General features: G+C 60.7%; 12 protein-coding genes. 7 read left to right on the forward strand and 5 right to left on the reverse strand.

What is annotated here, in order from left to right:
* Positions 1–90 precede the first annotated feature (90 nt).
* Positions 91–2,667 carry a T9SS type A sorting domain-containing protein gene (locus ABD937_RS04340; protein WP_345253689.1) on the forward strand — a complete coding sequence of 859 codons (2,577 nt, stop codon included), beginning with the start codon at positions 91–93 and terminating at the stop codon, positions 2,665–2,667.
* Positions 2,668–2,675: 8 nt separating this feature from the next.
* Here ABD937_RS04340 and ABD937_RS04345 read toward each other — a convergent pair whose 3' ends face one another.
* Positions 2,676–2,939, reverse strand: coding sequence for a hypothetical protein (locus tag ABD937_RS04345; RefSeq protein WP_345253691.1), 264 nt, complete (start codon positions 2,937–2,939; stop codon positions 2,676–2,678).
* A 42-nt stretch (positions 2,940–2,981) separates the two neighbouring features.
* On the opposite strand from ABD937_RS04345, the gene mfd reads away from it, so the two are divergent.
* Entirely contained in the window at positions 2,982–6,371 is a 3,390-nt protein-coding gene (mfd, locus tag ABD937_RS04350; protein WP_345253693.1) for a transcription-repair coupling factor, read from the forward strand.
* 235 nt (positions 6,372–6,606) lie between these two features.
* Complete coding sequence (locus ABD937_RS04355; protein WP_345253695.1) at positions 6,607–11,961, forward strand: S8 family serine peptidase; 5,355 nt, start codon at positions 6,607–6,609, stop codon at positions 11,959–11,961.
* Between the two features lie 249 nt (positions 11,962–12,210).
* Here ABD937_RS04355 and ABD937_RS04360 read toward each other — a convergent pair whose 3' ends face one another.
* The 3 genes from ABD937_RS04360 to ABD937_RS04370 all read right to left on the reverse strand — a co-directional run bounded on the left by ABD937_RS04360 (position 12,211) and on the right by ABD937_RS04370 (position 15,067).
* Positions 12,211–12,414 (reverse strand): hypothetical protein, encoded by a 204-nt coding sequence (locus ABD937_RS04360; RefSeq protein ID WP_345253697.1) that lies wholly within the window; start codon positions 12,412–12,414, stop codon positions 12,211–12,213.
* Positions 12,415–12,640: 226 nt separating this feature from the next.
* Positions 12,641–13,633, reverse strand: a complete 993-nt coding sequence (gene mgrA / locus ABD937_RS04365) for an L-glyceraldehyde 3-phosphate reductase (protein ID WP_345253699.1) — start codon at positions 13,631–13,633, stop codon at positions 12,641–12,643.
* A 228-nt stretch (positions 13,634–13,861) separates the two neighbouring features.
* Complete coding sequence (locus tag ABD937_RS04370; protein WP_345253700.1) at positions 13,862–15,067, reverse strand: carboxypeptidase-like regulatory domain-containing protein; 1,206 nt, start codon at positions 15,065–15,067, stop codon at positions 13,862–13,864.
* A 166-nt stretch (positions 15,068–15,233) separates the two neighbouring features.
* On the opposite strand from ABD937_RS04370, the gene ABD937_RS04375 reads away from it, so the two are divergent.
* Positions 15,234–16,418: a thioredoxin family protein gene (locus ABD937_RS04375; protein ID WP_345253701.1), complete on the forward strand. Its 1,185-nt coding sequence runs from the start codon at positions 15,234–15,236 to the stop codon at positions 16,416–16,418.
* A 174-nt stretch (positions 16,419–16,592) separates the two neighbouring features.
* Here ABD937_RS04375 and gyrB read toward each other — a convergent pair whose 3' ends face one another.
* The gene (gyrB, locus tag ABD937_RS04380) at positions 16,593–18,587 is read right to left on the reverse strand and encodes a DNA topoisomerase (ATP-hydrolyzing) subunit B (protein WP_345253702.1); all 1,995 of its coding nucleotides are present in this window, start codon (positions 18,585–18,587) and stop codon (positions 16,593–16,595) included.
* 582 nt (positions 18,588–19,169) lie between these two features.
* Here gyrB and ABD937_RS04385 point away from each other — a divergent pair.
* From ABD937_RS04385 to ABD937_RS04395, 3 genes are read left to right on the forward strand one after another with little or no spacing between them, the layout of a single operon-like run.
* Positions 19,170–19,799 (forward strand): class I SAM-dependent methyltransferase, encoded by a 630-nt coding sequence (locus ABD937_RS04385; protein WP_345253703.1) that lies wholly within the window; start codon positions 19,170–19,172, stop codon positions 19,797–19,799.
* 14 nt (positions 19,800–19,813) lie between these two features.
* The gene (locus tag ABD937_RS04390; protein ID WP_345253704.1) at positions 19,814–21,010 is read left to right on the forward strand and encodes a hypothetical protein; all 1,197 of its coding nucleotides are present in this window, start codon (positions 19,814–19,816) and stop codon (positions 21,008–21,010) included.
* Positions 21,010–23,226 (forward strand): YidC/Oxa1 family membrane protein insertase, encoded by a 2,217-nt coding sequence (locus ABD937_RS04395; protein ID WP_345253705.1) that lies wholly within the window; start codon positions 21,010–21,012, stop codon positions 23,224–23,226. Before ABD937_RS04390 ends, ABD937_RS04395 begins: the two co-directional genes overlap by 1 nt.
* Positions 23,227–23,380 lie beyond the last annotated feature (154 nt).

The following is a 23,380-nucleotide window of genomic DNA, read 5'->3' on the forward strand; positions in this document are numbered from 1 at the left end:
TTTGGACGTCCTGAAGGAAAAACACACAAGTCGTGAACGGCCCCAAGCAAGCCCTCACCCCAAAAATCTGCTTATCAACAATAGTTTACAATGAAATCCTTGTTCCGATCCGGTACGGCCGTCGCCCTTTGCCTGGCCCTTTTTTCCTGCACCCCCGGTGGCCGCACGCCTGAGGCCGAAGAAGAAGCGGCAGAGCGGCTCGAAGCCGACGGTATGGAGCTGGCGGTGCGCCAGCAGTTCCGCGCCACCCGCGACCTCTCCCTCAACGATGTGCCCACGCAGCGCCTGCTGCAGGCCCAGCAGGTCCGCGACCTCATGATCGCCACCGGCCGCACGGCCGCCATTTCCTGGCAGGAGCGCGGTCCCACCAACATCGGCGGCCGCTCCCGCGCCGTGCTCGTAGACCGGCGCGACGCCACCGGCAACACGGTCTTCGCCTCTTCCGTGAGCGGCGGTATCTTTAAGACCACCAACTTCAACTCGACCCCGGTGACCTGGGCCCCGGTGAACGACAAGATGACGAACCTGGCGATAACGGCGATGTGGCAAAGCCGCACCAACCCCGACGTGATGTACGCCGGCACCGGTGAGGGCTGGTTCAACATCGACGCCGTTCGCGGCGCCGGCATCTTCAAATCCACCGACGGCGGCAACACCTGGAACCAGATCCCCTCCACCGCCACCTTCGAGTACGTGCAGGACCTCGTGAGCGATAACAACGACAACCTGTACGTGTCGCTGCGCAACAACTCCTCCGACAAGCGCGGCGTGCAGCGCTCCACCGATGGCGGCAATACCTGGACGCAGGTGCTCGGTGCACCGCTCGGCACCTTCACCACCGGCCGCGCCGCCGACCTGGAGGTAGCCTCCAACGGGGATGTCTATGCTACCCTCGGTATCTTCCCCGATGCCGGCGTGGCGGTTTCCGTCTGGAAATCGGCGGCCACCAACGGCGCCAACACCGGTACCGCCGGCACCTGGACGGAGGTAACGCCCCCGGGCCTTGCCGCCATGTACCGCGCCGAGCTCGCCATCGCGCCCTCCAACCCGCAGCGCCTTTACCTCGCCCTCGCCAACCAGTCCGACGCACAGGTGTCCACCATCTACCGCTCCGACAACGGCGGTACCACCTGGACCGCCACGGGCGTGCCCACCGGCATGAACAACGGCGCCAACTCGCAGGGCTGGTACAACCTCATCCTCGCCGTGGATCCCACCAACCCCGACATCCTCGTGGGTGGCGGCCTGCACCTCACGCGCTCCCTCAACGGCGGCTCCAGCTGGACCACCATCAGCAGCAGCAGCGTCACCGGCACCCATGTGGACCAGCATGAGCTCATCTACGTCAGCAACAGCCGCCTTATCGTCGGCAACGACGGGGGCATCTACGTTTCCGACAACATGAACGCCACCACGCCCACGTTCGCCAACAAGAACAACGGCTTCAACGTAACGCAGTTCTATGGCGCCGACTTCCATCCCACCATCCCCAACTTCTTCCTCGCCGGCGCGCAGGACAATAACACCCTGCGCTTCACGAACGCCGGCCTCAGCACCGCTACGCCGGTGATCGGTGGCGATGGCGGCGTTCCCCACATCGACCAGAACGATGGTAACCTGCAGATAGGGGCCTACGTGTACAACAACTATTACCGCTCGCTCAATGGCGGCACCTCGTTCTCCAACATCGCGAGCGCCAACACCGGACAGTTCATCAATCCTTCCGATTTCGACGACGCCGCCAACGTGCTGTATGCCGGCGAGGATGCCGGTAAGTTCTTCCGCATCACCGACGTGGGCGGCACACCGGCGACCGCCTCGCCCCGCCTCAACATCATCGGCAACCGCGAGGTAACGGCGGTGCGCGTAGATCATTCCGCCGCCAACACGGTATGGTTCGGCACCTCCTTCGCCAGCCTTCAGCCGATGATCGTGAAAGCCACCAACGCCAACGCGGCCGCCGTGGCCAGCGTCAGCACCACGCTCACGGCGGTGCCCGCCAACGCCAACGTCTCCAGTATCGAGATCGACCCGGCCAACGCCAACCGCATCATCGTGACCCTCTCCAACTACGGCATCATCAGCGTGCTGCAGAGCACCGACGGCGGCGCTACCTTCAACAGTATCGAAGGCAACCTGCCCGACATGCCGGTATACTGGTCCTGCGTTGTTCCGGCCAATATCGAGCTCAACGGACCCGGCAACGGCGCCGGCGGCATTCTGCTCGGCACCGAAACGGGTGTATGGTATGCCACCAACGTCAACGGCACGTCCACCAACTGGCAGCCCTACGCCAACTTCCCGAACGTACGCACCGATATGGTGAAGTACCGCGCCTCCGACCGTACGGTGCTTGTAGCCACCCACGGCCGCGGCCTCTGGACCGCCGTGCTGACGCAGGCTACCGGAACGTCTAACGTTACGGCCACCCGCGACTTCATCAAGTACGTTTCGGCTGCGAACAACCGCCTCACCATCGCTGCCGGCAACGCCACTACCCGCCGCATGACGGTGGAGGTGTTCGACACGCGTGGCGCCCTGCTGCACCGCGAAACGCGCGCCTACGGCAACGCCACGCTGCCCCTCTCCGCCTGGAGCCACGGTGCCTACATCGTGCGCATCACCGGCGACAAGAAAGAGGTGTATGTGAAGCAGATCGTGAAATAACTCAAAAGTCAAAATTCAAAAGTCAAAAGGGCTTTCCCAGGGTGGGAGAGCCCTTTTTCTTTGGAGTGCCTGCTGTGGAGGAAGTCAAAATGGGTCGTTTTTGATTGGTCCTCTTTCCCATTGCTGGTACTTGGCACAGGACAACCCGCACAGACCACCGCTGGCGCTTCACCTTTTTTGTAGTTGCGTCTCGAGGCGTGCTGCGCAAGAAAGAAGCAAGCATCGCCCTTTGAATTTTTTGACTTTTGACTTTTGCCTTTTGAATTTGGCATGGCCCGCGATTTGAACGGCCTTCCCGTACTTTTGCCCCGTCGATGAGTGTACCCGCATTGCTGCAGGCCTACCAGAAATCCCCCCGCCTTTTTTCGATCGCGGACGCCATCACTATGTCTGCCCCGCAGGTGCTGGGGCTCCGCAATCTCCGCGGGTCGGCACCTGCCTTCGTGGCGGCGGCCATCTTTACCCATCCCACCTGCAGCGCGGTCAACCACCTCATCGTGTGCAACGACGCGGAGGAGGCGGCTTACTTTCACAATACGCTCGAAAGCCTTACGGACGCCCTCAACATCTTCTATTTCCCTTCGTCGTTCAAGAACCGCAAGAACTACCGGCTGCTCAATTCTTCGCACGTGATGCTGCGCACCGAGGCGCTCATGAAGTTCGCGGCGGGCGCGGGGATGCGCGTAGGCGCACTGGTGACGTATCCCGAGGCGCTGTTCGAGAAAGTGGTGGTGTCGCGCTCCATCTCCGAAAGCGTCATCCACCTCAAGACCAACGACACCATCAAGCCCGAGGAGCTCTTCGGAAAGCTCGTCGACTACGGCTTCGAGCGCACCGACTTCGTGTACGAGCCCGGGCAGTTTGCGGTGCGCGGCGGCATCATCGACATCTACTCTTTCGGCAACGAGAAGCCCTACCGCCTCGAGCTGTTCGGCAACGACATCGACTCGATCCGCATCATCGATCCCGAGACGCAGCTCTCCGAGCGCCGCCTCCTGCAGGTCAACATCATCCCGAACGTAGAAACACAGTTCACCGACGAGGAGAAGGTGTCGCTGCTCGACTTCCTGCCGGAGAACACCGCGGTGTGGATGCAGGACGAAGAACTCACCTACGAGCGCCTGCTGACCGCGCAGGAAGACCTCGGCCTCTTCCTGGAGCTGCGCAAGGACGCGCCGCCGCCCGAGCACGAGGAAGACCCGCTGGAGTTGCGCACGGTAACGATTGCCGACTTCATCGAGCCCAACGCCTTCCGCACCGGGCTGGCCGCGCGGCACCTGCTGCACTTCGGCCACACGCAGCCCGAAAGCGTCGGCAAGGAGATCGAATTCCATACAAAGGAGCAGCCCGCCTTCAACCGCCAGTTCGACCTCCTGATCAAAGACCTCAAGCTGCGCGAAAAGGAAGGCTACGCCCTGCACCTCTTTGCTGAGAACCCGAAGCAGCTCGAGCGCCTCTATACCATCTTCAAGGACCTGAAGGAGGAGATCACCTTTCAGCCGGTGGCCTCGGCCATCCACGAGGGCTTCTACGACGAGGACCTGAAGCTGCTGTGCTACACCGACCACCAGATCTTCCAGCGCTACCACAAGTACCGGGTGAAGCAGGCCTACAACAAGAGCAAGGCCCTCACGCTGCGCACCCTGCGCGAGCTGCAGCCCGGCGACTACGTGACGCACATCGACCACGGCGTAGGCGTGTACAGCGGCCTGCAGAAGATGGAGGTGAACGGCAAGCTGCAGGAGGCGGTGCGCATCATCTATAAAGACAGCGACATCCTCTACGTCAACATCAATTCGCTGCACAAGATCGCCAAGTTCACCGGCAAGGAGGGCACGGTGCCCAAGGTGAACAAGCTCGGCTCCGACGCCTGGCAGAAACTCAAGGAAAAGACGAAGACCAAGGTCAAGGAGATCGCCTTCGACCTCATCAAGCTATACGCCGCGCGCAAGGCCCAGACCGGCTATGCGCACAGCCCCGACAACTACCTCACCACCGAGCTCGAGGCCTCCTTTATCTACGAAGACACGCCCGACCAGAGCAAGGCCACGGCTGACGTGAAGAAGGACATGGAATCACCCTCGCCCATGGACCGCCTCGTGTGCGGCGACGTGGGCTTCGGCAAGACCGAGATCGCCGTGCGCGCCGCCTTCAAAGCGGTGGTGGACGGCCGGCAGGCCGCGGTGCTGGTGCCGACCACGATCCTCGCGTTCCAGCACTACAAGACCTTCTCGGAGCGATTGAAAGACTTCCCGGTGACCGTGGATTACATCAACCGCTTCAAGACCGCGAAAGAGAAAAAGGAGACGCTGAAGAAGCTCGCCGAAGGCAAGATCGACATCCTCGTAGGCACGCACGCCATCCTCTCGAAAGACGTGCAGTTCAAAGATCTCGGCCTGCTCGTGATCGACGAGGAGCAGAAGTTCGGCGTGGCGCACAAGGAAAAGATCAAGACGCTCCGCACCAATATCGACGCGCTCACGCTGACGGCGACGCCCATCCCGCGCACGCTGCAGTTCTCGCTCATGGGCGCCCGCGACCTGAGCATCATCAATACCCCGCCGCCGAACCGGCAGCCGATCCAGACCGAGGTGCGCGTGTTCCAGGAAGACTTCATCCGCGAGGCCATCTACTTCGAGACCGAACGCGGCGGGCAGGTGTTCTTTATCCACAACCGCATCCAGGGACTTGCCGAAATGGCCGCCCTCATCAACGGGCTTTGTCCGGACCTCTCCATCGGCTGGGCCCACGGGCAACTCGAGGGCCATGTGCTGGAAGAGCGCATCATGGACTTCATCGAGCGGAAGTACGACGTGCTCGTGTGTACCAACATCGTGGAGAGCGGCGTCGACATCCCGAACGTGAACACCATCATCATCAACAACGCGCACCAGTTCGGCCTTTCGGACCTGCACCAGCTGCGCGGGCGCGTGGGCCGCTCCAACAAGAAGGCCTTCGCCTACCTGCTGGCGCCGCCGATGAGCACCCTGCCCACCGATTCGCGCAAGCGCCTGCAAACGCTTGAGCAGCACTCCGAGCTCGGCTCCGGCTTCCAGATCGCGATGCGGGACCTCGACATCCGCGGCGCGGGCAACCTGCTCGGCGGCGAGCAGACCGGGTTCATGGCCGACATCGGCTTCGAGACCTACCAGAAGATCCTCGACGAGGCGATCCGCGAGCTGAAGCGCACCGAGTTCAAGGACCTGTTCAAGGAGGAGATCACAAAGCAGGACGACTATGTTTCTGACTGCACCATCGAGACCGACCAGGAGATCCTGATCCCGGATGCCTACGTGGAGAGCATCACCGAGCGCCTCGCGCTCTATTCGCGCCTCGACAACTGCGACACCGAGGAAGAGCTGCAGGCGATGGAAGCCGAGTTCGTGGATCGCTTCGGGCCGCTGCCGCAGGAGGTCCGCGACCTCTTCATGACAGTGCGCGTACGCAAGCTGGCCGTGGCCCTCGGCTTCGAGAAGATGCTCCTGAAGGACCGCACGCTCAAATGCTTCTTCATCAACCGCCCCGATTCGCCCTATTTCGAGAGCCCGCTGTTCAAGAGCATCCTCGACTACCTGCAGACCGGCACCAACAAGGCGCGCCTCAAGCAGGCCGGCCGCAACTTCCTGCTCGTGGCAGAGCCCATCGCCAACATGACCGAGGTACACACCTTCCTCGAGCGGATGCACAAAACGGTAAATCAATAGGTTTTGGAAGGTTTTGAAAGGTTTTGATGGGTTTTGAGCAGTTCGTTTGCTGCCGGCTTTCAGGTTCCCTGTTCCTTGTTCCCTGTCCCTTGTTCCCTGTTCCTCTGTGCCCCCTCCGCCTCAAAGCCCGGCAGTACCGTTGTCCACTGAGCTTGTCCAAGGATTTTAACCACACTGCAACAGGGCTTCGCCGATTGCCGCGCAGCGCCCCGAACGGGTTTTTGTACATTTACGTATGTTCTTTATGGACCGCATCCGGAATACCCTTTTGCTGGTGCTGCTGTGCTTCGCAGGAAGCCTGGCCGCACAGGAACCCGCCTCCACCATCCGCCTCCGCACCGGGGCCTTATCCGTATCCACGCCTGACCGCCACCTGGTGGATTCGCTGAGCCGTACCCTGCCCCGCATCGGGGGGCGCGTTCAATGGGTGCTGCAATTCGGCAGCGTGCCCGCCGAAGGCGTGCGTAAAGCGCTCGCTGCTGCCGGCATCGAGCTGCAGCAGTACCTCGGCGAGGGCACCTATACCGCTGCCGTTGCAGGAACACCCGCGGTCTCCGCCCTGGCCGCCGCAGGGGTGCGCGGGCTCTCCGCCCTGGCCCCCGAGCAAAAGATGGACGCCCTGCTGAAGCGCGCCCAGCTTCCTGCCTGGGCAGTGGCCACGCCCGGCACCATCGACGTACTGATCCGGGTGCCAAAGTCCTTTTCGATTGCAACGATCCTGACCGCCCTGCAGGAGCGCCGCCTGCCGGTGACCGACCTGGCACTGCAGCGCTACGGCATCCTGGGCCTGCGCCTGGCGCCGTCCCGGCTCCGCGAGCTGGCAGCGCTGCCCTTCGTGGAATACCTGCAGCCTCGCCCTCCGGCGCCCCAGCCCCTCAACTACAACAACCGTAGCGGCTCCCGCGCCGGAATGCTCGGCGCCCCGCTCGCGGCCGGCGGCCGTGCCCTCGACGGCTCCGGCGTCGTGCTCGGGATCGGCGATGATGCCGACGTGCAGACGATCGGCGACTTCAACGGCCGCCTCATCAACCACGCCACCCATTTCAACTCCAACCACGGGATCCACGTCACCGGCACGGCCGCCGGCGCCGGGCATGTGAATGAGTTATACAAGGGCATGGCCCCCGGCGCCACCATCGTGTCTGCCATGACCTCGGGCATCCTCACCAACGCAGCCACTTACCACGCCGACTACGGCATGGTGCTCACCAACAATTCTTACGGCAACATCATCGAGTGCGAGTATATGGGCCTTTACGACCTGTATTCCGCAGCTATGGACCAGCAGGCGATCGAGCTTCCCGAGCTCCTGCACATATTCGCCGCCGGCAACAGCGGCACGCTCGACTGCGCGCCCTATGGGCAAGGCTTTCATACGGTGCTCGGCGGCTACCAGAGTGCCAAGAACGTGGTCACCGTTGGCGCCACGAGCGACTCCGGCCTTATCGCTTCCTTCTCGAGCCGCGGTCCCGTCCGCGACGGCCGCCTCAAGCCAGAGATCGTAGCACAGGGCCGCGCGGTGGTGTCCAACAACCTCAACAACACCTATGTTTCCAGCCAGGGCACCAGTATGGCCGCGCCTACCGTCACCGGCGGTCTTGCGCTCCTGTACCAGCGCTACAAGCAGCTGAACGGTGGATCCAATCCCAAAGGCGCACTCATGAAGGCGCTGCTCTGCAACGGGGCCACCGACCGGGGCACCGCAGGGCCCGACTTCCAGTATGGCCATGGATGGATGAACCTGCTCCGCAGCGTGGAGATGCTCGAGGGAGGGCGGTATGCATCGGGCAGCAGCACCCAGGGCGGCACCATCTCCCATACGGTTGCGGTGCCTGCCAATACCGCCCAGCTGAAGGTGCTCCTGTACTGGCATGACCCGGCTGCCTCCCCGCTTGCCGCCAAAACGCTCGTCAACGACCTCGACCTCGAAGTGGTGGACCTTTCGAATAATACCGTGCTTCCGTTCCGGCTCGATACCGCCAACGCTGCGCTCGGCGCTCCGGCCTTTACCGCCGCCGACCACCAGAACAATATGGAGCAGGTGCTGATCGATGCGCCGCCAGCCGGCAATTATACGATCCGGGTCAAGGGCACTACGATCGCCCAGAATGGCAGCCAGCCTTATTTCCTGGTGTGGGACCCCGTGCCCGTATCGCTGCAGCTGATGAACCCGGCGGGCGGAGAAGGCTGGGTGCCCGGCGACGTCATGGTCCTGCACTGGGATGCCTGGGGTGAAGCCACCAGCACCTATGCGCTCGACTACTCCATCGACGGCGGCAACAACTGGCTCCCGATTGCAAGCGCTTTAGAGGCCGGCCGCCGCCAGTATACCTGGACCGTGCCTTCGGTAGCCACCGGGCAGGCACGGGTGCGCGTGCGGCAGGAAGCGACGACACTCATCTCGACAAGCGCCGACTTTACGATCCTGGGCGCGCCCACCGCCACCCTTGCCGCCACGGCGGACCAGTGCGAGGGGTATATCAACCTGAGCTGGACAACCGTGGCCAATGCCACCGATTACGAGGTGATGCTGCTGCGCAGCGGCAGGCAGGTTTCGATGGCCACCACCACGAGTACGAGCTATGTGCTCAAAGGCCTGGCTACCGATACTACCTATTGGGTGTCGGTGCGGGCAAGGATCAACGGGCAGCCCGGGCGACGCTCCGCAGCGCTGTCGCGCACTCCGAGCAGCGGCTCCTGCAGCAACGCGATGACCGACGGCGACCTGAAAATGAACGCGCTCTCCAGCCCGGTGACGCGCCGCCATGGCACCAGCGGCGCCCTGACCAGCACTACGCGTATCTCGGCCTCCGTACGGAACCTCGATAACGTGGCCATTACCGGCTTCGAGCTGCGCTACCGCGTCAACGGGGGCGCGTGGGTGGTGGAGAACGTCGCCTCAACCGTCGGCGCCAACAGCACCCTGTCGTACAACTTCACCACCCGGCAGAACATGGCCGCAGCCGGTGATTACTACTTCACCCTCGTGGTTACCGCTCCCGGGGATACCAACCCGGCCAACGATACCCTGAACGTGCTGGTGCGTCACCTCGACAACAGCGCCGTGACGCTGCCGTTCTTCGACAACCTCGAAGGGCTGACGGACACGGCATACGGGAACACGCTGGACGGCCTCCGCGGCAGCTCGCGCTACGACTTCAGCCGCAGCTCCTCCAACGCCCGCCTCCGCACATCCGTGAACAGCGCCTTCAGCTACTCGGGAACGCAGGCCTTTACCCTCGACCAATACCGCTATAACGCCGGCGGCACAACGAACTACATCATCGGCACCTTCAACCTGGCGGCTTACAACGCAGCCTCCGACGACGTGCGCCTCGACTTTGCCTTCCTCGACCATGGGCAGAGCGCCAACGCTGCCAACCGGGTGTGGGTGCGCGGCTCCGATGCAGGCGCCTGGATCGAAGCCTATAGCCTGGATGCCAACAGCCCGGGCGCCGGCACCTATACGAAGAGCTCCTCGATCGAGGTAGCGCGTTTGCTGGCCGCCAACGGACAGGCTTTTACCAGCACCTTCCAGGTGCGCTGGGGGCAATATGGCATTTACCCGGCCACCGAACCCGCCATGGCCAACGGCTATTCCTTCGACGACATCCATCTGTACAAGGCTGAAAATGATGTGCAGCTCCTCGCCATCACGAGCCCGGTGGCGCATGCGGCCGCGCTCGGCTCCGCCGCCCAGGTAACGGTCTCCGTGCGCAACGGCTCCTTCGCTACCCTCAGCAACATTCCCGTGCGCTACCGCATCAACGGCGGCGCCTGGACCTCCGGGGTCATCCCGAGCCTCGCCCCCGGCAGCACAACGAGCTATGGCTTCCTTACCGGAGCCAACCTCTCGGCCTTCGGGACCTATAACGTGGAAGCCATCGTGGACCAACCCGGCGACAGCTACCGCGCCAACGACACGGCCCGCCTGGTGGTGGTGAACAGCCCCCTGATCACTTCGTTCCCTTATATCCAGGATTTCGAGGGCGGCAGCAGCTATTGGTACACCGGCGGCACGAACCCGTCGTGGGAATGGGGGGCGCCCGCCTCTACCCGCATCAGCCGGGCCGCCTCGGGCAGCAATGCCTGGAAAACGCGCCTCGTGGGCAACTACAACGACAACGAGCATTCCTATCTCTACTCGCCCGCCTTCGACGTGAGCGGCCTTTCGTCGCCGGCACTTTCCTTCAGCGTGGCGCTCGACATCGAAGACTGCGGCTCGTCGGCGCTCTGCGACGGTGCCTGGGTGGAGTATTCTGCCGATGGCAGCAGCTGGACGAAGCTGGGCACCAGCGGCAACGGCACCAACTGGTACAACAGGAGCACCTTTGACCTGTGGAGCGTGGAGCGCTATACCGCGTGGCACGCTGCATCCATCCCGCTGCCATCGGGCGCCACGGCCCTGCGCCTGCGCTTCGTGTTCGCTTCCGACGTCACCACGAGCCGGGAAGGCATCGCCATCGACGACATTCACATCTACAACAATGCAACGCCGCTCTTCGACAGTGGCACGCTCAGCAACCCTGTGACCCAGGGCGTATCCGGCACCGGCTGGACCACCTTTACCAGCGGGGGCAAGCTGATCGCCGCGCTCAACCCGCACGGCCAGGACCTCGGCGCCACCAAGGTGCAGGTGTATATCGACACAACGCATTCCCGGTGGATCAACAGCCAGTACTACCTGGCCCGCCACCTTACCGTGAAACCCGCCAACGAAAGCCCCGGCGACTCCGTATCGGTGCGCCTGTATTTCAGCGAGCGCGAGGCGCAGCTGCTGATCGACGCCACGGGCTGCGCGGGATGCAGCCAGCCGGCTACGGCCTATGAGCTTGGTATCTCCAAGTTCACGAACGCGCCCTTCGAAGACAGCAGCATCGCCAACAACACGGCCGGCCAATGGTATTTCATCGCACCCGCGAAGCGGACGATGGTGCCCTTCGACAAAGGCTATTACCTAGAATTCAAGGTGAAGAACTTCTCGGAGTTCTGGTTCAACACGGGCGGGGTGAATGCGGAGAACGCATTGCCGGTGCGGTTTGTATCCTTCAACGCGCAGCGCCGCGACAACCTGGGCCTCCTCGACTGGAAGGTGGCCACCGAGGAAAGTGTGCTGGCCTACGAGGTGCAGGCAGCCAAAGGCGAGGCCGCGCTCCAGCGTGGGCGCTTCGAATTGCTCGGCTCCGTGGCCGGCGGAGGTAATACGGCCGCAGGCCGCAACTACCGCTTCACCGACTCCACAGCGGGCAAGACCGGCACCTGGTATTACCGCCTGCGCGTGCGCAATGCGGACGGCTCCTTCCAGTATTCGGAGGTGCGCCCGGTGCAGTTCTCGGGCAGCGGGTCGTGGAGCGTAGCACCCAATCCCTCGTCGGGCATCTTCGGGATCTCTTTCCGTGCGGCCGCGGGCAGCCCGGTGCGCTTCCGGGTATACGACGGGCAGGGGCGCCTGCTGCAGCGCTTCGAGCGCAGCGCCTCCGGCTTCCCCGAAAAAGCGATCATCGACCTCGGTAAGCTGCCGCCCGGCGCATACCTGTGCCAGGTCGATACGGAAGATGGGCCCCACTCTTTCCGGCTCTACAAGCAATAGGGATCGTGAGGCGCGAGAAGGACATTCACCACTGTCGTAACCGCCCTGCTCACGCCTCACGCCTGACGCGTCACGACCCCACTGCAGGGAGCCCGTTATTCAGAGCCCGTTACTGTTTGCCCCCTGGTATTGCCGGCCGAAACAAAGAAGACCCCGCATCTGCGGGGTCTTCTTTGTTATCTGGGAACGACGGCCCTTATGACGGGGTGCCGTCGTGCACGGTCGTTTCCATCAGAAAGCAGCGTGAACTTACCAGCCTTGCTTTGCCTGTCCAGCCTGGATCGCAGCAAGCGCCTTTGCCTCGTTGCAGAGGGTCGTCAGCTTGTTGCCCTTGCCATCATGTCCCTGCACCATGTAGGCGCCCTTGGCCGTTTTGGTGACCACAGCATCCTGGATGGGAACATTCTTTTCCTTCGTCTTTACGTTGTACGCGGTGAGTTGTACGTCAGCCATATGGTTAGAGTTTAGTTAATGAGCAATAAATCTACGGTTTTCCGGCAAAATAAACGCCAGATTTCCTACGGCCCCGCTGGAAGCCCGACGTTTAAACCAGGGGTTTGTTAAGTTTCTTAAGGTTTTGAGGGTTCTTAAAGTTCCCGCGAAATTGGTGGCGCAACCGTCAGGGCCTCCGTCGTGGCGATGAACGTAAAGAACCCTAAGAACCTTCAGAACCTCCCTCTCACGCAAGAATGGCATCGATCTGCAGGAGTTCTGCTTCCGAGAAGGCGGGCTTGTGCAGGCAGCGCGCCGAGTCGAGCACCTGCTCGGGACGGGAGGCGCCTACAATGACCGAGGTTACGCGCGGATCGCGGAGCACCCAGGCGAGGGAGAGCTGGGCGAGCGACTGCCCGCGGGTTTCGGCGATCTCGTTGAGCGCACGCACCTTATCGAGCGTGGCCGGGTCGATGGCGGCCGCATCGAGGGCTCCGTTGCCGCGGTTGGAGGCGGCGCGGGAGTCGGCCGGGATGCCCTGCAGGTATTTGTCGGTGAGGAGTCCCTGTGCCAGCGAGGAAAAGGTGATGCAGCCGGCGCCTTCGCGCTCCAGCGTGTCGAGGAGGCCGCCTTCCACCCAGCGGTCGAGCAGGGAGTAGCGGGGCTGGTGAATGAGGAGCGGGGTGCCCAGCGAGCGGAGCACCGCCGCGGCGCGCTCGGTTTCGGCCGCCGAATACGACGAGATGCCTACATAGAGTGCTTTTCCCTGGCGCACGATGGCATCCAGGGCGCCCATGGATTCCTCGAGCGGCGTGTCGGGGTCGGGCCGGTGGTGGTAGTAGATGTCGACGTAATCGAGCCCCATCCGCTTCAGGCTCTGGTCGAGGGAGGCCACCAGGTATTTCCGGGAGCCGAGGTCGCCGTAAGGCCCGGGCCACATCGGCCAGCCGGCCTTGGTGGAGATAATGAGCTCATCGCGATACGCCGTGAGGTCCTGCTTCAGGATCTTCCCGAACGTCACCTCCGCGCCGCCGGGCGGCGGGCCGTAGTTGTTGGCGAGGTCGAAGTGGGTGATGCCGAGGTCGAAGGCCGTATGTACGATGCTGCGGCAGCGCTCGTAGTCGTCGGTGGCGCCGAAGTTGTGCCAGAGGCCGAGCGAGATGGCCGGCAGCTTCAAGCCGCTCCGGCCGCAGCGGCGGTAGGGCATATGGGCATAGCGCCCGGGAGAAGGGGAATACATAGGATAAAGATAGAATATCGAATAAGGAACAAGGAATATCGAATAACGAACCGTAAAGACTCATGATCCTGCGTCTCCTGAACTTATAAAGAACAGCGAACAAGGAACAGGGAACCCAGAACAAGGAAATGAGAAAGGTGTCGGAACAATTGATATCCGCAGCTTGCCGATAGCCTTCGGTTCTTCCTATTACCCATTACCCCATTACCCCATTACCCCATTAGCACATTATTTCCGGTAATCCAGCGGCAGCATATTCCCGACCTTTTCCGCCCAGCCCCAGTAGCCCAACGACAGGAGGTCGGTAGGAGCGTAGTAGGCGCCGTTGCCCTCGACCTGCACGGGGCGCCCATAGGGCAGCAGGAGCTGCGACATGCGGAAGCCGGCGCCATCGGGGTTCTGCGCGCGGTAGGCGCGCGGGGGCGGCAGCTTCGGGTAATTCACCAGCAGGTAGTCGGCAAAATCGAGCACCGCCACGTTGCCCTCGCCGGCATAAGCGATCGAGTCGCCCGGCAGTTGCTGGGTGCCCACCACCGATATCTCGTCGCCCTGGCCCAGGTAGCGGCGGTAGTAGTCGAGGCTGTCCTTCGGCAATCCATAGGCGATGCGCAGCCCGTCGGGGCCCCACTGCAGCGCGCCTTTCTTTACGAGGTTCCGGGTGTATTGCTTCTGCAGGTTCGGGAACTTGCGCAGGCGGAACACCTGGAAGCCTTGCTCCTGGATGCGGTTCACGAACACGCTGCGCAGGAAGTGCATCAGCGAGCCGGCATAGACGTCGCGGCGGGCTGCGCGCCAGCGCCGCTGCCGTGCGCCGTTGCCCTTCAGCTCCTCGAACAGCGGGTAGCCGTAAAACGTAAGCAGCTTCGTGGTGAAGTTGAACCGGAAGTCTTCGAGCTGGTAGCGGACACGGTAGCCGAGGGCGGGGTTTTCGATCACGAGCGGCTCGCGGGCAATGGCCCGGAGCTCGTTGGCACCCTTGTCGAAGATGAAGCGCACCGTTGATGCGTTGCGGAATCGGCAGGCCCTGGCCTCGTCGGAGGTGCCGATAAAATGATCGGTGAAGAGCGCCCCCCATTTGGCCCAGCCATCCTTTTCGTAAGACTGCACCAGCACCGTCTCGAGCTCGCGCGGACGGGCCTTCAGCGAGATCGTAAGCTCCGGGGGCAGGGCAGCCGACTGCAGCGTCTGGCTTTGCGTCTCGTAGCCCACCGACGACACCACGAGGTCGTAGCGGCCCGCGGGAAAGGCGAGCTCGAAGGCGCCGGCGCTGTTGGTGACGGTGCCGGTGGAGGTATTGCTCAGGAACACCGAGGCGCCCGCCACCGGCGCTCCGCCGGCCGCATCTACAACGCGGCCCCGCAGCAGCGGCTGCGCCCCGGCCCCGACGCAGGCGAGCAGCAGCAGGAACAGAAAGGCACTCCGGATCCCGATCATGCCGGGAAGATACGGCATCGGGCCGGGCAGTCCCCACGTATGCAACCGGAACCGCATACGTAAGCTGCTGCCCCTCAATGACCGTTTCCCCTTTAACAGATTTGTAACGGCAGCCGTATATCAGTATCTTTAAATCCCTCCGTTTACAGCACCTAAACCCTCCTTTATGCGACCGGCCCGCCTGCTTCTCGTCTTCCTGCTCCTCGTCTCCACCGCCGCCGGCGCCGCCGGCATCGACTTCGTGCACGGCAAGGCCTGGAAGGACGTGCTCACCGAGGCGAAAGCGCAGAACAAGATCATCTTCCTCGATGCGTACACCACCTGGTGCGGCCCCTGCAAATACCTGCAGCAGAACGTGTTCACCGATGCCGGTGTGGGCACCTTCTACAACAAGAGCTTCATCAACGTGAAGATCGACATGGAAGCCGGCGAAGGGCCCGCGCTTGCGGAGCAGCTCGGCGTGTCGGCCTATCCTACGCTCTTCTTCATCAATGGCGACGGCGAGGTACTGCACAAGAAGGTGGGTGCCACCGACGTGGCTGGCTTCCTCGACCTCGGCAGCGACGCCGTGAACCCGGATAAGCAGTTCTATACCGTCAAAAAGAAAGCGGCTGCCGGCAGCCTCGACCCTGCGGCTTTTCACCAGTGGGTGCACGATGCCGAAGCGTTTGGCGAGACGGGCCTCGACGACCTTATTGCCAGTAACCTGGCACGGTTTGGCGGTAACACCGGCGACAAGGACGTGCTGGAGCTGATGCTCGACCACGCAGTGCTCGATGCGAAGGCGCTGACGCTGCTGCAACGCAACAAGGCCGGCTACGCGAAGCTCCTTGGCCGTACCCCGGCCGGGTACGATGCCGCACTGCAAAACCGGGTGATGCGCTATGCGCTCGTTAAGGCCACGGCTGCCGACTCCGTCAACTACGCTATATTCCGCAGCGCTACGGCCGCCTACTTTCCCGCTGATGCCCTGCGCCTCACGTCCAAGGTGCGGATGACGGCTTATGCGAACGACGGCGATGCCAAAAAGAGCCTCGATGAGCTGCGCCGCATCATCACCGTACCCGGTATGAACCTCCGGGCGGAGGAGCTGTCGTCGCTCATCGTAAATCAATTTAAGGCACTCATGCAGTCGGGCCGCGCAAAGGAATTCATCGGCCTGATAAAGACCTGGAAGCTGCCTGCTGCCGACGCCGCCAATGCGTATCATAAGGATTTCGCCCTGCTGGTGCTGCACTATATCAACAGCGACAAAAAGAGCATCACCCCCCTTGCCGATAAGATCCTTAAAGACGCCCGGGCCTCCGAGGAGATCAAGGGCATGACCCGCAAGATCGCCGAAAGAGGCTAGCAGACGCGAAGGGGGAACACGGAAGGCACAGATCAAACAGATACCTACGGATGGTTTATCCGTCTATACCCGCTCCATCCGCTCCATCCGTGTTCTTTCCCTGCAACGCGACCGATAAAGAAAAGCCCCCCGACGGTACCGTCGGGGGGCTTTTCTTATGGATCGTTTCCGTAGTTATACGTCGATGCGGGCGTACTTGGCGTGCGACTCGATGAATTCGCGGCGCGGGGCCACTTCGTCGCCCATCAGCATGGAGAAGATGCGGTCGGCCTCGGCGGCGCTCTCGATCGTTACCTGCTTGAGGGTGCGCGTAGCGGGGTTCATCGTGGTTTCCCAAAGCTGCTCGGCGTTCATTTCACCGAGACCCTTGTAGCGCTGGATGTTGACGGCGCCTTCGTTGCCGCCACCGAGCTTTGCCACGAGCGCCTTGCGCTGCTCCTCGTTGTAGGCGTACGCGCCCTCCTTGCCCTTCTTCACCAGGTACAGGGGCGGCTGCGCGATGAAGACGTAGCCCTGCTCCACCATCTCCTTCATGTAACGGTACAGGAAGGTGAGGATGAGGGTGGCGATGTGCGATCCGTCCACGTCGGCATCGGTCATGATGATCAGCTTATGGTAGCGGAGCTTCGTGATATTGAGGGCTTTCTTGTCGTCTTCGGTGCCTACCGTCACGCCGAGGGCGGTGTAGATGTTGCGGATCTCCTCGTTCTCGTAGATCTTGTGCTCCATGGCTTTCTCCACGTTCAGGATCTTACCGCGGAGCGGCAGGATGGCCTGGAAGGAGCGGTCGCGGCCCTGCTTGGCAGTGCCGCCGGCCGAGTCACCTTCCACGAGGTAGAGCTCGCATTTCTCGGCGTCGCGCTCGGAGCAGTCGGCGAGCTTGCCGGGGAGGCCGCCGCCGGAGAGCACGCTCTTACGCTGTACCATCTCGCGGGCCTTCTTGGCCGCGGCGCGGGCCTGGGCGGCGAGGATCACCTTCTGGATGATGTTCTTGGCTTCCTTCGGGTTCTCTTCGAGGAAGTGCTCGATGACGCGGGCCACGGTCGTATTCACGATACCCGCCACCTCGTTGTTGCCCAGCTTCGTCTTGGTTTGTCCTTCGAACTGCGGCTCAGGCACCTTTACCGAGATGACGGCCGACAGGCCTTCGCGGAAGTCGTCGCCTTCGATCACCACCTTGGCCTTTTCGAACATATTCTGCTCGTCGCCGTATTTCTTGAACACGCGGGTCAGGGCGGCGCGGAAGCCGGTGACGTGCGTGCCGCCTTCGATGGTGTTGATGTTGTTGACGTAGGAGTAGATGTGCTCCGAGTAGGAGGAGTTGTAGCTCATGGCCACTTCCACCGCCACGTTCGCCTTCTCGTCGCGGCCTTCTACGAAGAGCGGCTTCGGGATGAGCGGCAGGCGGCCGGCGTTGGCGTCGAGCATCTCCACGAACTCCACGATGCCCCCCTCGCTGTAGAAGGTGTTGCTGTAGTGGAGGCCGGTTTCCTCGTCCTTCTCGCGCAGGTCGGTGAGCGTGATGCGGAGGCCTTTGTTGAGGAAGGAAAGCTCGCGGAGGCGGCCTTCGAGGATGTCCTTGTTATAGACGTCGGTGATGAAGATCGTGTTGTCGGGCCAGAAGTGGACCGTGGTACCGCGCTTCTCGGAAACACCGATCTCGCGCACGGGGTACTGCGGCACGCCGATGCGGTACTCCTGCTCGAAGATCTTGCCTTCGCGGAATACGGTGACGTGCAGCTTGGTGGAGAGGGCGTTGACGCAGGACACACCCACGCCGTGCAGACCGCCGGACACCTTGTACGAGTCCTTGTCGAACTTACCACCCGCGTGCAGCACGGTCATCACCACCTCGAGGGCGGAGCGCTTTTCCTTCGTGTGCATGGCGGTGGGAATGCCGCGGCCGTCATCCTCCACGGAAATGGAGTTGTCTTCGTGGATGGTGACGAGGATGTTCTTACAATGGCCGGCCAGGGCTTCATCGATGGAGTTGTCTACGACCTCATATACGAGGTGGTGGAGGCCTTTGACGCCGATATCGCCGATATACATCGCCGGGCGCTTACGCACCGCTTCGAGGCCTTCGAGCACTTGAATGGAGTCGGCGCCGTAAGCGGGCCCCGCCGTTACGGGGACGTTGCTTGTCAGGGTATCTAAAATGTCGCTCATTTGAAAGGGGATAGGGCCATCCGGGGGCCTTTTTAGGTTCACGCGAAGGTACCGAAAAAGGCCCGGTTAAGCAAGGCGAAAGCGTTAAAAAACAAGGGTTTCGAAGATGCCCGGTTGGCAGGCCGGACGCGGGGTCGGGAGAGGAGGTGTTCCGCGTTCCCAGCGATCCCACCCCTTTTGTTTTTGCCGGCGCGCCGCCGGTGCCTACCCGGCGGTGACCCCCCCGGCGGCCTCCCCGCAAACCCACCCAATGCCTTCCGGGAGCCTCCGGATCAGGGTGAACCCTTTTCGCTCCCGCATCCGGCTCCTGCTCCTTTGGTAGCCGCTTCCAAAGCTGCCGGCTGGGGCCTGTGGTTGCGGCAAAAAGGTGCGGGTGCTCCATTTTCAAGGCCGGAACCGGGTATTGGCGAATACCCCTATATTTGCGCCCTGTGAACATTATGTTATGGTTAAATCCCTAGGAACCTGCCTTTTCGGGCAGCACACCCATGTTCGCAAGGCCTAGGCACCCATTTCGACCAACACAACCAGAAACGCACCACCTGGCGAAAGCCTGACCGATTCCAAGAAAAAAACAGAAAAATGGATAAAAAGTACTGGGAAGAATATTATTCCACCCACAGACAAGTCAACGAACCTTCTCTTTTTGCCAGGTTTGTAGCAGAAAACTATGCCGGTGAAGGAGAAAAGGATCTCATCGAGTTGGGATGTGGCGATGGCAGGGATGCTATTTATTTCAACAAGCAGGGACTGAACGTAACCGCCGTAGATCAGGCTAGCGGCCAGATCGAATACCTGGAAGACAAGTTCAAGGATCAGAGCGGGATCAATTTTGTTTGCGGCGATTTTACGCAGCTCGGAACCGAGCACACCTACGATCTGGTCTATTCCCGGTTTACCCTCCACTCCATCACCGAAAGCGAGCAGGCCCGGGTGCTGAACTGGGCGTACAACCAGCTCAATAAAGGCGGTCTTTTCTGCATCGAGGTGAGAGGCAAAAAGAATGAGCTGTACCAGAAGGGAACCCAGGTTGCCGGTGATCCGGATGCCTACATCTATGACGATCACTACAGAAGATTCCTCGACTTCGAAGGCCTTTGCGCCCAGTTGAAAGGTTTGCAGTTCAGCGTGGAGTTTGCCCAGGAAGCCGATGGGTTCGCACCGTTCAAGGACACGAACGAGACCTTCATCAGAGTAGTTTCCAGAAAGTAGGAGTTAATACCAGCATGACGATACTATATATAGACCCGGGCTCAGGAGCGTTGCTGATCAGTGCGCTTGCGGGCCTGGGCTTTACGCTCTTGTACTTCCTGAAGGGCCTTTTCTATAAGGTTTCCTACCTGTTCCTGAAGAAGGAAAAGGTGCACGTAAAGGACCTGTCCAACGAAATCGTGTTCTTCAGCGAAGGGAAGAATTACTGGAAAGTGTTCCAGCCCGTGGTTGAGGAGCTCGTCGGCAGGAAGCAGAAAGTGGTCTACCTGACCGCAGATAAGCAGGATGCAGGACTGGCGTTATCGTCAGAATACTATTCGGCGCATTACCTCGGAGACATCCGGCAATCGATCTACTTCCTGAACCGGCTGAAGGCCAGGCTGTGTATCATGACGACCCCTCAGCTTGACGTGATCGCCTTACGACGTTCCAGGAACGTGAAGCATTACTCCCACCTGATACATTCCCCGACGGACATACACGCGTACAAAAAGTTTGCCTTCGACTATTTCGATTCGGTGCTGTGCAGCAGTACGGCGCAGATCAGCAACCTGCGCTTCCTGGAGCAGGAGCGGAACACGAAGCCCAAGCAGCTTTTTGAAACCGGATGCACCTACTACGACGTGTTCAAGGCAGGCGACGTAGTTGCCGGCGAGAGCATCCTGCTGGCGCCGACCTGGGGCGACCGGACATTCTTCAAGTCATGCGGCAAGCAGATGCTGCGCTATTTATTGGAGGCGGGTCATAAGGTCATCCTGCGCCCGCACCCCCAATCGTGGATTTCCGACAAGCCGCTGATGAACGAGATCCTGGCAGAATTCGAGGCGCATCCGAACCTGACCATCGACCGGAGCGTCAGCAGCGAGAAGGCGATCAGCAGCTCGAATGTGCTGATCTGTGACATCACGTCGGGGATGGTTTACGACATGGCGTTCATGCACCGGAAACCCGTTGTTGCCGTCGAGTTCGATTGGGCGGACGGCGGATATGAGGCTTCCGACCTGGCACGTGCCACATCCGCACGCGACCTGCTCCAGGATATCGGCGGGATCGTACATGCCACCAATATCGAAGCGGTGTCGGAAACGGTGAACCTGGCGGCAAAGAAAACGGTAACCCAAGAAATCATCGATAAGCACATTTTCAATTTCCGGAAGTCCGGTAAGATTGCGGCGGACCAGGTAATGTCCATTTACAACCAACTTGCATAATGGTATTGATAAAGTTTTTAGAGTCCATTCTTGAGTACTTCTATAGTATCACGGCAAGCTATGGATGGTCGATTATTTTGTTAAGCCTGGCGGTCACGATCCTGATGCTTCCCTTGTTCTGGCTGGCGGAGATGATCCAGAACATCGAAAGAGCGAGGAAGCTCCGGATGCAACCGGCGCTTTCCAAGCTGAAGGACGTGACGCACAACATGGAGAAGTACTATTATACCCGGACCATTTACCGGCAGTATAACTACCATCCCATCTACTCCTTATCCGGGTTGCTCGGCCTGTTTTTCCAGATCCCGTTTTTTCTCGCCGCCTTCTGGATGCTGACCTTATACGGACCTTTGAACGGGGTGTCGTTCGGGCCCATCCGGGACCTCTCGAAGCCTGATGGACTGATCGCGGTATCCGGGTTCTCGCTCAACGTGTTGCCCCTCCTGATGACGGTCGCCAATATTGCCTCCGGATACCTGTATGCGAAAGGGGGCAACAAAGGAGAGCGGGTTCAGCTCTGGGTGATCGCAGTCGTTTTTTTCGCGTTGCTGTATAATGTGGCCTCAGGCATCGTATTGTACTGGACCATGAACAATGTGTTTGCAATCGCGAAGAACGAATTGTTGAAGAAGAGCAGGAATAGTGAGCCGCAGAATCGATTTTTCGGCGCCCTGCTGCGCAGGACCCGTAACTGGAGCTACCTGCTCTTCCCGCTGATGCTGGCGATGTTTCCGCTCCTGGCCTTTTATTTCGGCAACATCACGGAAGCCAGCTTTTCCTCGATCGCGTTGTTTATCCCTGCTATCCTTGCGGCAACCCTGATCCTCCTGCTGTTATTCCAATGGATCCTGAAGGACCGGGTCAAGGCCGCTTTACTGACGTCGCTCGTGGTTGTCCTGTTTTTCTCCTACGGCCATTTATTCCAGGCCCTGGCGGAGCGCGGGATCAACCTCAGGCATTCGCTGCTGCTGTTGGCTTACGGTTCGGTGTTCGTAGCGGTAGGCTGGTTGCTGCTTAAAACCCGGAAGAAACTGGACACGGCTTCGCGGATCGTCAAGATGTTCTCCGCCAGCATCTTCTTTGTGGTGCTTTTCCAGATCATCCTCCACGACCTGAAGAACCTGGACAGCCAGCAAGCCGGGGCGCTGGCCAACGGAAACGATATACAGAGCTTTAAATCAGAAGCGGTCAAAGACACGGCACAGCACCCGGATATCTACTTCCTGATGATGGATGGATATGCCAACTCCAACGTGCTGAGAAAGTACCATGGATATGACAATTCCCCATTTGAGAATTACCTGAAGACCAAAGGGTTTTATGTGGCTTCCGAAGCGAAAGCGAATTATGTCGCTACGTTCCTGTCGCTTGCGGCGACGCTCAACATGAAGTACATCAACGATTTCCAGAAGAACCCGGGCATCAACAGCCAGGATAAGTCGGGGCCGTACGGGCTCATTTCCCGGAACGAGGTGATGCGGTACCTGTTACGCAAGGGGTATACGACGGTCAACTTCGGCAGCGGGTACATCGGTACGAATAAGCTCGATTATGCCGAACGCAACCTGTCGCTTCCGAAGCAGGTGGAGCCAACGAACCTGACCTTCCTGCAAACCACGATCATTCGTCCCTTTGCAAGCACGCTGATCAAGGCCAGGCAGAGCTTCTCGAAAAACATCCTGTATACGCTGGACGGAATGCCCAGCCTGGATTCGATCCGGGGGCCCAAGTTTGTGTTCGGCCATGTGGTCTGCCCGCACCCTCCTTATGTATTTACGGAAACCGGCGGCCCCATCCCGGGCGAGCTGAAGATCGACAACACCTGGAACAAGAACGAGAAGCAATACTATATCGCCCAGATCAAGTACCTGAACCGGAGGGTAGAGCAGATCGTGGAAAGCATCCTGCAGAAGTCCCCCAACGCGGTCATCGTGCTGCAATCGGATCACGGGTCTGCATTTTTCGGCGATGGAAGCTGGGAGCGCCCCGATCCGGAACTTATCGTCGAGCGCGGAAAGGTATTCAACGCCATTCTGCTGAATAAGAAAGACAGTTCGCAGCTGTATCAGAATATCTCCCTGGTGAACACCTTCCGGGTGATCTTCAACAGTGCGTTCAACGAGAAGTTCGAGCTGCTGAAAGACGCCACCTATTTTTCTCCCTACAACAGGCCCTACGATTTCAATGATGTGACGAAGGCTGTGGACGGCCAATAAGCGGTGTCCGGACTCATGGCTCGCCTTCCGGTGCGCAACATCGGGATATCTTTCCTGTCCGGCACCCCTGCGGCGCAGGTGCCTTGCCGGAAAGCCTGCCGGTACCCGTACCCGGCCAGGTCCGGGCGTCCGGCCCGATCCGGGGCCATCCATC

The organism is Flaviaestuariibacter amylovorans, from assembly GCF_039541815.1.
Taxonomy (GTDB): Bacteria; Bacteroidota; Bacteroidia; order Chitinophagales; family Chitinophagaceae; genus Flavisolibacter; species Flavisolibacter amylovorans.